The 10,462-nt window shown below is 40.6% G+C and carries 9 protein-coding genes and 2 other annotated features; of the genes, 8 read left to right on the top strand and 1 reads right to left on the bottom strand.

Annotation, left to right across the window (positions count from 1 at the left end):
- Window positions 1-223: 223 nt before the first annotated feature.
- The 6 genes from ACTFWY_RS15285 (at window position 224) to ACTFWY_RS15260 (ending at window position 7,623) form a co-directional block, all read left to right on the top strand.
- On the top strand, window positions 224-478 hold the full coding sequence (locus ACTFWY_RS15285) for a hypothetical protein (RefSeq protein WP_171313742.1): 255 nt from the start codon (window positions 224-226) through the stop codon (window positions 476-478).
- Between the two features lie 541 nt (window positions 479-1,019).
- Window positions 1,020-2,405 (top strand): ISLre2 family transposase, encoded by a 1,386-nt coding sequence (locus tag ACTFWY_RS15280; RefSeq protein ID WP_171313743.1) that lies wholly within the window; start codon window positions 1,020-1,022, stop codon window positions 2,403-2,405.
- 409 nt (window positions 2,406-2,814) lie between these two features.
- Window positions 2,815-3,063, top strand: a binding site (T-box leader).
- A gap of 75 nt (window positions 3,064-3,138) precedes the next feature.
- Window positions 3,139-3,377, top strand: a binding site (T-box leader).
- A gap of 301 nt (window positions 3,378-3,678) precedes the next feature.
- Entirely contained in the window at window positions 3,679-4,755 is a 1,077-nt protein-coding gene (locus tag ACTFWY_RS15275) for a methionine ABC transporter ATP-binding protein (protein WP_311809832.1), read from the top strand.
- Entirely contained in the window at window positions 4,756-5,436 is a 681-nt protein-coding gene (locus ACTFWY_RS15270) for a methionine ABC transporter permease (protein ID WP_003128135.1), read from the top strand. It abuts the gene before it with no gap.
- A 52-nt stretch (window positions 5,437-5,488) separates the two neighbouring features.
- Complete coding sequence (locus ACTFWY_RS15265; protein WP_156247553.1) at window positions 5,489-6,322, top strand: MetQ/NlpA family ABC transporter substrate-binding protein; 834 nt, start codon at window positions 5,489-5,491, stop codon at window positions 6,320-6,322.
- A 98-nt stretch (window positions 6,323-6,420) separates the two neighbouring features.
- Window positions 6,421-7,623 carry a M20 family metallopeptidase gene (locus tag ACTFWY_RS15260; protein ID WP_156247552.1) on the top strand — a complete coding sequence of 401 codons (1,203 nt, stop codon included), beginning with the start codon at window positions 6,421-6,423 and terminating at the stop codon, window positions 7,621-7,623.
- Between the two features lie 71 nt (window positions 7,624-7,694).
- Here the strand turns inward: ACTFWY_RS15260 and def are convergent, their stop codons facing one another.
- Window positions 7,695-8,258, bottom strand: coding sequence for a peptide deformylase (def, locus tag ACTFWY_RS15255; RefSeq protein WP_003128139.1), 564 nt, complete (start codon window positions 8,256-8,258; stop codon window positions 7,695-7,697).
- Between the two features lie 241 nt (window positions 8,259-8,499).
- On the opposite strand from def, the gene ACTFWY_RS15250 reads away from it, so the two are divergent.
- The gene (locus tag ACTFWY_RS15250) at window positions 8,500-9,573 is read left to right on the top strand and encodes a DUF871 domain-containing protein (RefSeq protein WP_060813224.1); all 1,074 of its coding nucleotides are present in this window, start codon (window positions 8,500-8,502) and stop codon (window positions 9,571-9,573) included.
- On the top strand, window positions 9,560-10,462 hold the full coding sequence (murQ, locus tag ACTFWY_RS15245) for an N-acetylmuramic acid 6-phosphate etherase (protein ID WP_005470111.1): 903 nt from the start codon (window positions 9,560-9,562) through the stop codon (window positions 10,460-10,462). Before ACTFWY_RS15250 ends, murQ begins: the two co-directional genes overlap by 14 nt.

Raw genomic sequence — 10,462 nt, 5'->3', positions numbered from 1 at the left:
ATGGAAAATCCCTATGGAAAATCCCTATGGAAAATCCCTATGGAAAATCCCTATGGAAAATCCCTATGGAAAATCCCTATGGAAAATCCCTATGGAAAATCCCTATGGAAAATCCCTATGGAAAGTTCTTATTTGTAGATAAATAGATAAAAAATAAAATGAACTTGTAAAAAAAAATGATTAAACAGATTAAAATGACTATAAAGAGAAAGGAATTGATTGAATGAATCACTTTGAAGTCATTCAACAAAAAGTTACTACAAGAAAGCAAGAAATGACCAAAAATATTGTTCAACCCTCCAATGCGGTAAAAAAGATGGCGAATCAAGAAAAAGAGAAGAAAAAAGATTATATGTTTTCTTTGTATCCTTCTGATCGAGAAAAATTAAATGAATTAGCAAAACAAGCAGGTTATGTTACTCCCCAAGGGCGCCCGAATGCTTCCGCATTTTTTACAGCGTTGATTCGTCAATTATAAGAGGTAAGAAAAATGAATGAGGTCTTTATGTTTACCGGAACATTGGACTGTTTTACGCGCAAACAAGCACAACAGTTAGTGCTTGCTTTAAGTAGTTGCGTTCAATAGTCAGTCACGAAAGAAACAACTTACTTAGTTGCTGGCAAACAACCAGTAACGCTGTTTGATTTTGGAGAATCACTGAAAAGAAAACAAGCCCTGAAAAAACAGGTGGAAATTATATCAGAAGAGACGTTTTTGCGTTTATGTATCGAACAGCTGACAAAATACCAGAAGATCGAATCATAAAGGAAATTTACCCATGACAAATGAAACTTTTTTATCACATATCAACAATGTATTAACACAGTCTGTCTGTGTTATCTCGAACAGAACGTAAGCAATTAGAAGAGATACTAAAAAGCTTACTTGAGAATTATACGCCGGAAGAATTTTTACAAGTATTACTTGAAATGATTGGACCGATGCACAAAACAACCTACCAGGTCTAAGTTTTACCTGGTAATACATAATTAACGAATACAGAAAGGACAAGAAGAATATGTTTGCCGCTTTTTTGACAGACTTGCATGAAATTTTACGCACCGACAACGATGGTTTAGAGAAAGAGAAACAATTAATGAATTACTCTTCTAATCTCATGAATCGTGTTATTCAATCATGGATCAATTGGCAAGAGCCACAATTGATTCAAAGTTATCAAGTGAAAGGATATACCGTTGGAAAAGCTGTCGAACGTAGTGTGCAGTTCTTGTTTGGGGTGCTTACGTATACAAGAAAATCGGTTGAAAGAAACGGACACATTATTTACCCGATTGATAATTTGCTTGGTTTAGAGAGATATGATCGCTATTCCTTACGAACAAAATACGCCTTGGCAGAGTTAAGTATGGTAACTTCTTACCGGAAGGCGTCAGAATTGATTGAGGTGGTTGGTAATGTTCAAGCCTCAAAAGATACCGTCATGAAAGTTGTTCATGAATACGAGACAAAATACAAAGAACATGAAGCGTATCTAGAAGAATATGGCACAGAAGGAAAGTGTAAAGTGGACTATCTTTATATCGAAGGTGATGGTGTGTTTGTAGGTGGCAAAGATGGAACAAACAAAGAATTGGCACATTTTATCGTTCACGAAGGAATAGAGACAAACGGTCAACGGAAAATGGCTAAAAACCTCAAACAATTTGTCGGTTTAGGTCATCAGAAAACATTGAATCATGTAGAAAATTATTTGTATCGTACCTATGATTTGAAAAACACCGTTATTGTGACCAATTCAGACGGTGGAAAAGGGTATAGCCAAAAAACGTTTAAAAGTCTTTTGCCAGTAGTAAAAGGACATGAACACTTTTTAGATCGTTATCATATCTCATTAAAATTAGAGCAACGTGTCTTTGTACCAGAATTAATTCCTGTTTTTCAGAATGCAATCAATAATTATTCTACTAGAGATTTGCAATGTGCCTTAGATACACTAGAATCGCATGTAGAAACCAAAGAACAAGAAACTCATGTCAAAAAGTTAAGAGCGTATTTGCGGCGAAATTGGAAAATTATCAAGCCGTATCACTTGCGCGAGTTATCAGGTGAAAAACAAGGAATCGGTATTATGGAGAGTCTACACCGAATCTTGACCTTCCGGATGAAACGCAATAGTAAGTATTGGGGAAAAGGTTTAGAGGCAATGGCTTGGTTATTGACCACAAAACGCAATGGTACACTAAAAGAAATCTTTTTAGAGAAGTGGAAAGAAGCGTTTGCGTTGGATGATCGATTGGTGGCAGAGTTAGGAAAGTGCCCAAATCACTTTTTCGAGGATGAACGGCAAAAAGTAGACAATATAAAAAACTATGCCATAAACTATCATAAACCTTCAAAACAAACTAAAGAGCGATTGGATTGGTATAAAGGAAATGAAAACTAAAAAAAGACTCTTTGTAAAGAAACAAAGAGCCACGCAGACTAGTCATGCACTGCGACTAATCTAAATCTAAAATTAATTTTTACAGATTAATTTTACCTTGTTTTTGAGCTATTTTCAAGACTAAATGTCAATTATTTGTTTATAAAATAAAACAGTTAGAGATTTTTTTCTAACTTCTCTCTTGCAAAAAGAGTGAAATATGTTAAAGTAAAAGGGAAGAAATCGATAAAGAAAATAATCAAAAGTAAATAAAATAACAATAGATACAAAGTGCACACACAGTGCATTTTTAATCTAAAATTAATTTTTACGGGAGAAAAGAGCTTCCGGGAAAATTACAGACACATACAAAATAGTTTTCTGATTGACAAGGTATCCTTTTTCCGGTAAAGTACATTTCAACAAGAATAACTATCCGTTGATAAGGAAAGTAATCGTAGATACTTTAAAGAGAGACTCTGGTTGGTGGAAAGAGTTAAGTCTGAAACGTTGAAAAATGGCCTTGGAGGATTGATTGTCGATAAGTAGGCAATCACGGAATCTGCTCTACCGTTAAAAGGAGCACCAATCTCTTGATGGAATTTTCTTGATAGACGTTGGGTTGAGGGAAGGGAAACCTTCTGAACAAAAGGTGGTAACACGAGTGATCGTCCTTTTATCAGCAGATGCTGGTAAAAGGACTTTTTTTGTTTTCATCGATCTTTGAAAATAAAAAGCGGCATAAAAAAATAGAGTCAACACGATGAATTGGTAAGTACAAAAGGAATGTTCCTAAACAGAGAGCTTCGGTAGCTGAAAAGAAGCAGGAAACGAATTTTGGAAAATGGCCAAGGAGTGATTCGTCCCGAGCAATGATGCAAGGCGGCGACGGCAGCATCCGTTATATTGCTAGAGTATGATCGTACTCGAAGAGGAGCTATATGTGAATATAGCTTAAACTGAGGTGGTAACACGCAAAAAGGCGTCCTCAAGCAAGCCAGTTATGGCTTGCTTGAGGACGCCTTTTTGCTGTGAATCACTGCGATTGGTCAAAGACCAGAGCAGATGATGAACAGTACTAGGCGACCGGAAGGAGCGTAGTAACCTCACCCCGAATCACTGCGATTGGTCAAAGACCATGCAAGTTCTTCTTAGCGACAGCTTAGAGGCAACTGTAGGCGAAGCGTGGAGTAGACGAGCAGATGATGAACAGTACTAGGCGACCGGAAGGAGCGTAGTTGATCACCCCCAAAATCAACTAGTTAATCAATCGGCGATAATAAGGAGGAAAAAAATGATTTCATTAAAGGATGTATCGGTGACATTCACACAACCAAACAAGGAAACGATCCAAGCGGTCAAAAATGTGTCACTAGAAGTAGATAAAGGCGATGTTTATGGGATCGTCGGCTACTCCGGCGCGGGTAAAAGTACTCTGGTACGCGTAATCAATTTATTGCAGCGTCCAACGTCAGGGAGTGTCATAGTCAATCAGACTGAATTGACCGCATTACCGGCTAAAGCATTAAGAGAAAAAAGGAAAACGATCGGAATGATCTTTCAGCATTTCAATTTGATGGATAGCCGGAATGTCTTTGACAACGTGGATTTTTCCTTGAAATATGCAGGAATCTCCAAACAGGAACGTCGTCAAAAAGTGACAGAATTGCTGTCCTTGGTTGGACTGGAAGAAAAAGCAAGGTCGTTTCCTAGTCAACTTTCAGGGGGACAAAAGCAGCGAGTCGCCATCGCACGAGCATTAGCCAACGACCCAGAGATCTTGCTCTGCGATGAGGCGACTAGCGCACTTGATCCTAAGACAACATTACAGATACTTGCATTATTGAAAAAACTCAATCGTAAATTAGGGTTGACGATCGTCATTATCACTCATGAGATGCAAGTGGTGAAAGAAATCTGTAATAAAGTCGCTGTAATGGAAAATGGCGAGATCATTGAACAAGGAAAGAGTGTTCAAATTTTTAGCCAGCCGGCAAAACCGCTGACAAAAGACTTTATTCGGACTGCTACTCATATTGATCAAGCGCTGGAAACGATTCTCGGCAGTGCGAAATTCTCCTCATTGGCTGCCAACGAATGGCTGGTGGAACTGTCTTATGTTGGGGATCAGACCAATGAACCATTGATCGCACAATTGTTTAGTCGTTATCAAGTTACGACGAATATCCTCTACGGAAACGTAGAGATTCTGCAAGATGTTCCCATCGGTAGTTTGATCGTTAGTTTATCAGGGGAATATGGGCAGCGTAAACGAGCATTAGATTTTCTCGCGGATCAAGGTGTTTACACGAATATCATTAAGCAAAATCACGCGGAACCATTGAATAACGTGATTGAAGGAGGATTTTAGATGAGCACTTTTTTTGAACGGTATTTTCCCAATGTCGTTGCTATCTCTGATGAATTTGTAGAAGCAACGATCCAAACATTATACATGACCTTTTGGACAGCACTGATTGCAGGGATTTTAGGAATCATTTTGGGCATTGTTCTTGTCGTGACCCGACCAGGAGGTATTTTGGAAAGCCGCGGATTATTTGAACTTTTGGATAAAATCATCAACATCGTACGTTCCATTCCTTTTATTATCCTATTGGCTTTGTTAGGAACGACGACTCGTTTGATCGTAGGAACAACGATTGGGGAAACAGCTGCTTTGGTTCCATTGATTGCAGGGATCATTCCTTTCTTTGCTCGTCAAATCGAAATTGCCCTATTAGAAGTTGATCCTGGGGTTATTGAAGCGGCAGAAGCAATGGGAACCAGTCCATTGGGAATTATTGTGCGGGTCTATTTACCCGAAGGGTTGGCTGGGATCATTCGCGTCTCTGCTTTAACGATCATCAATGTGATTGGACTGACCGCAATGGCGGGTGCAGTTGGTGCTGGCGGTTTAGGGAACTTGGCGATCACCCGCGGCTATAATCGTTTCCAAAACGACGTCACCATCATGGCGACACTGATCATTTTAATTTTGGTCTTTTTTAGTCAATTTGTCAGCAATCTGTTGGTTAAAAAAGTTAGCCACTAAAAAGGGCAAAAAAAAACAAATAAAATTAAGTAGAAACTATTGGAGGAAGAAAATGAAAAAATTACTTAAAGCAATCGTGGTAGGTGCGGCATTATTATTTATTACTGGGTGCAGCAATAGCAGTGCTGGAACAAAAGAGAAAGAAGTAACCGTCAAACTTGGAGTGATCGGTGCCGACACGGATGTTTGGGATGATGTCAAAGATCGTTTGAAAGATGAAGGTATCAACTTAGAATATGTTCAATTTTCTGATTATAATCAACCGAATGCGGCGTTGGCAGATGGTTCTATCGATATAAATTCTTTTCAACACCAGTTCTTTTTAGACAATTACAATAAAGAGTTTGGAACGGATCTTGTTTCTATCGGCAATACAGTCAATGCGCCGCTAGGGATTTATTCAGACAAGGTGAAAGATATCAAGGAATTGAAAGAAGGCGCGACAGTAGCAATTCCAAATGACGTCACCAATGGCGGCCGTGCGTTGTTGTTACTACAAAGCGCTGGCTTGATCAAAGTTGATGAAGCAGCAGGCCAGACGCCGACCGTTTCGGATATCACTGAAAACAAACAAAAATTGAAAATCTCTGAGTTAGATGCTGCCCAAACTGCCCGCGCATTGTCAGATGTTGATATTTCAGTAATCAATAGCGGAATGGCTGTGGATGCTGGCTTTGTTCCGACAGAAGATGCGATCTTCTTAGAGCCTGTAGATGAAACGGCTCGCCCATACGTGAACATCATTGCTGCGCGTAAAGAAGATCAAGACAACGAAGTGTATCAAAAAGTTGTTGCTGCTTATCAAACGGACGAAACAAAGAAAGTTATCGAAGAAACATCGAAAGGTTCTAGCGTTCCAGCCTGGGAGACATTTGGCGCGAAGTAAAGAAGAGTATAGCAAGAATGCCTACCTTTCTGAGGCAGGAGCTGTGAGACCACTGACTATTCATACTTATTTATCCATATTAAAGGGAGAGAAATCATATGACAACAACTGTAAAAACTTCTATTAAAGAATTTATCGCACAACGCTTACCGGAATACCAAGAACTAGCTTTGGATATTCATGATCATCCAGAAGTCAGCAACTATGAATTTTATTCTGCAGATGCGCTGATTGCCCAATTAGAAAAAGAAGGATTCACCGTGGAAAAAGAAGTGGCTGGTCATCGTACAGGGTTCGATGCCCGTTATCAAAGCGGCAGACCTGGACCAACATTAGCTTTTTTGGCAGAATATGATGCGCTGCCCGGCATCGGTCATGCCTGTGGGCACAATCTCTTTGGAACTTATTCTGTATTGGCTGCTAGTGCGTTGCAACCTTATGTAGATGAACTAGGAGGAGAAATCCGCGTTTATGGTACTCCTGGTGAAGAGGGGGGCGAAAATGGCTCAGCAAAGGGCAGTTTTGTGCGTGCAGGATTTTTTGAGGATGTCGATGCTGCATTGTGCGTGCATCCAGCTTATCGCTATGGCAAAACCACCGCATCTTTGGCTAATGATCCTGTCGATATCAAATTTTATGGTCGGGCATCCCATGCGGCAGCGGCACCAGAGAAAGGCATTAATGCGTTAGAGGCATTGATCCAAGTTTTTAATGGGATCAATGGGTTGCGTCTTCATTTGCCGAAAGATGTCAACATTCATGGCGTGATCACTGATGGTGGTGTGGCAGCGAACGTTGTTCCAGAATATGCAGCTGGACGTTTTTATTTACGAGCAGCCAATCGGGCGACACTAGATGAAGTCTATGAGAAAGTGGAGAATATCGTTAAAGGAGCAGCTTTAGCAACAGGAACGACTTATGAATTTGGACTCTTCCAGAATTCAGTCGACGATGTGATCGTAACACCAAGTTTTGATGAACTATTCTTTGCCCATACTCAGGAAGTTGGCGTTCCCCAAGCAGAGATCGATGTGGAAACAAAAGCAAGTTTAGGCTCTTCAGATGTAGGAAACGTCAGCCAAGTGATCCCCACGATCCAGCCAACTGTCTCAATTTCGGATGAATACATTGCTGGTCACTCCGAGGAATTTAAAGCGGCTGCTCGTAGTACCAAAGGACTGAACTCGATTGCGATCGCAGCGGAATTACTCGCATTGACTGCATTAGATCTTTATCAAAAGCCAGAATTGTTGTCTCAAATCAAAGCGGACCATCAAGCCAGCTTGGCAAAGGGAAATTAATCCTAATGAATGACGACTAAAGTAAACAAGAGCGCATTCCCACTTGGGAGTGCGCTCTTGTTTGCTAATCGTTAATCGATCACTAAAATTCCTTCTTTTAATGAGAAAGGATTTTTTTCATTGATGTGATCATAGAACATGACACCATTCAAATGGTCGATTTCATGTTGCACGACGATAGCTGCATAGTTCTTCAAACGAACTTTTTGCTTCTTGCCTTGCATGTCATAATAGCTGATCGTGATTCGGGCGTGACGTACGACATAGCCTGGTACTTCCCGGTCTACAGACAGACAGCCTTCGCCTTCACCTAAACATGCCTCTTGTACGGAGTGGCTTAAGATTTTAGGATTGTACAACACATCTTTAAATTCAGGTTCTGGATTTTCAGGATCGCTACTAGGAACTAAAACAGCAGTGATTCTTTTAGAAATATCTAGTTGAGGTGCTGCTAAACCGACTCCGCCTCGTAAATTCAATTCTTCGGCTTTCACTGGGTCTTGGCTATTTTCTAGAAACTCCATCATGTCTTTCCCTAATTGAATGTCCGCTTCACTTAATGGAAAGGGGACTTCTTTTGCTACTTCCCGCAAAGTTGGGTTGCCTTCGCGAATAATATCATCCATTGTAATCATTGATGATGTGATTCCTCCTACTATGTAAAAATTACGCGCTCGTTGACTCCTTATAAAGTGTACCACAACTAATGGCCGAACCGCATTAGAAAGTTTAAGGGACAACTTTTTCTTAAAAAATACACCGTTATGAAATTATATTTCTTTTTATAATTATATATTATGAAATATAGTTGCAAAAACAAACAGGCCGTTGTATAATCATTTTGTAGAAAACGGTACCAGCAAGGAGGAATCAACAATGTTTGGGTTTTCAGTATTTATGAATGCCGATTTGACTACCACAGACATCGATGCCATCGAAGAAATGGCGCTTCAAGGTTTTTCTGGGATTTTTACATCCATGCATATACCAGAAGATGATGCCGCCAGTTATCGCCAACGATTGACAACACTTGGTGAAATAGCAAAAAAGAATCGGTTGTCATTAATGGTAGATATTTCAGGAGAGGCATTGGCTAAAGCAGGATTTTCCTATAAAGAGTTAAATGAACTGACGGATCGGGGAGTCACTGGGCTGCGAATGGATTACGCGATCGACAATCAGACCATTGCTCAATTATCTCGTAAAATAACTATTAGTTTAAATGCGAGTACATTGACTGAAAAAGATATTAACGAGTTGAACACCTATCAGGCAGATTTTTCTAATCTAGAGGCGTGGCACAATTACTATCCGCGTCCGGAGACGGGATTAGACAAAGAATGGTTTCAGGCCAAAAATCAGTGGTTGAAACAACAAGGTTTTCTTGTACAGGCCTTTGTTGCTGGGGATGCGAATAAAAGAGGTCCTCTTTACCAAGGATTGCCGACACTGGAAGCGCATCGCAGCATGAGCCCCTTCGCAGCAGCACTGGAGTTGTTGAGGGATTGTGCCGTTGATGCTGTCTACATTGGTGATGGTATCGTGACCCCTGCTTCTTTGAAGCAATTCAGTTCTTATCTAGCCGATCAGACCGTCCTTCTTCGCACAAAGGATATTGGTTCTGCCTATTATCAACATATTTTAGGAGAGCATGAAAACCGGCAAGATGAGGCAAGAGATGTGATTCGCAGTGCAAATGCCCGATTTGCTGAAGTCCCATTGATTTCCCCAGAAACTGCTCAAAAACGGGTTGTCGGAGCTGTGACTATCGATAATCAAGATTACTTGCGCTATATGGGGGAAATCCAAATTTGTAAGCGAATCCTGCCCGCAGATGACAAAGTCAATGTCGCTGCGCAAGTGATTGAAGAAGATCTACCCTTGCTCCAACAAATCAAAGCAGGAATGCGATTCAAAATAGAAAGAGATGAGAGAAATGACAATGATTAATTTAGAAAACTTAACAACTGAAAGACGAAATCAAGCAACATTTGGTTTGGATGAAATGACTGTGGCAGAGGCTTGTCAGAAAATGAATGCCGAAGACCAGAAAGTTGCTCAATCCGTTGAAAAGGAATTGCCAAGCATTGAAAAAGTAATTCAGCAAACGATTCAATCTTTCAAAAAAGGGGGACGATTGATCTATCTCGGTGCTGGTACCAGCGGACGACTAGGAGTTTTAGATGCCGCTGAATGTGTCCCTACTTTTGGGGTCTCACCGGATATGGTGATCGGTTTGATTGCTGGCGGTGAAGAAGCAATGACTGTAGCGGTTGAGGGGGCAGAAGATTCTGTTGAATTAGGGCGTCAAGACTTGATTGACCTGAAGCTGACGGAAAATGATATGGTCATTGGGATCGCAGCTAGCGGTCGCACACCTTATGTCATTGGAGCACTAGACTATGCAAATGAAATCGGGGCTACCACAGGAACGATCGCCTGCAACAAACAAGCAGAAATTTCAAAACATGCCAGCTTCCCGATCGAAGTGGATTGCGGACCAGAATTTCTGACAGGTTCTACCCGATTGAAATCAGGGACTGCTCAAAAATTGATTTTGAACATGATTTCCACGATTTCGATGGTAGGCATCGGAAAAGTGTACAATAATTTAATGGTCGATGTTAAACCAACGAACGACAAACTCGTTGAACGGGCCAAGAGAATCATCATGCAAGCTACCGAAGCAGATTATGAAACGGCGGCAGACTACTTTGAAAAAGCCGATCAAAATGTGAAGTTAGCGATCGTTATGCTGCTTACCAATAGTGAAAAAGAAGAAGCTGCTGCAAAGCTGGTACAATCAGAAGGGTTCGTTAAAGGAACGTTAGAAGGATAG

The sequence above is a fragment of the Enterococcus sp. 125944 genome, from assembly GCF_051909435.1.
Classification (GTDB): Bacteria; Bacillota; Bacilli; order Lactobacillales; family Enterococcaceae; genus Enterococcus_D; species Enterococcus_D gallinarum.
Note: the sequence above shows the minus strand (reverse complement) of the source record. Positions and strands in the feature narration are given on the sequence as shown.

Coding starts and splice junctions, on each gene's coding strand:
- ACTFWY_RS15285 (WP_171313742.1), top strand. CDS start 224: ATGAATCACTTTGAAGTCATTCAACAAAAAGTTACTACAAGAAAGCAA.
- ACTFWY_RS15280 (WP_171313743.1), top strand. CDS start 1,020: ATGTTTGCCGCTTTTTTGACAGACTTGCATGAAATTTTACGCACCGAC.
- ACTFWY_RS15275 (WP_311809832.1), top strand. CDS start 3,679: ATGATTTCATTAAAGGATGTATCGGTGACATTCACACAACCAAACAAG.
- ACTFWY_RS15270 (WP_003128135.1), top strand. CDS start 4,756: ATGAGCACTTTTTTTGAACGGTATTTTCCCAATGTCGTTGCTATCTCT.
- ACTFWY_RS15265 (WP_156247553.1), top strand. CDS start 5,489: ATGAAAAAATTACTTAAAGCAATCGTGGTAGGTGCGGCATTATTATTT.
- ACTFWY_RS15260 (WP_156247552.1), top strand. CDS start 6,421: ATGACAACAACTGTAAAAACTTCTATTAAAGAATTTATCGCACAACGC.
- def (WP_003128139.1), bottom strand. CDS start 8,258: ATGATTACAATGGATGATATTATTCGCGAAGGCAACCCAACTTTGCGG.
- ACTFWY_RS15250 (WP_060813224.1), top strand. CDS start 8,500: ATGTTTGGGTTTTCAGTATTTATGAATGCCGATTTGACTACCACAGAC.
- murQ (WP_005470111.1), top strand. CDS start 9,560: ATGACAATGATTAATTTAGAAAACTTAACAACTGAAAGACGAAATCAA.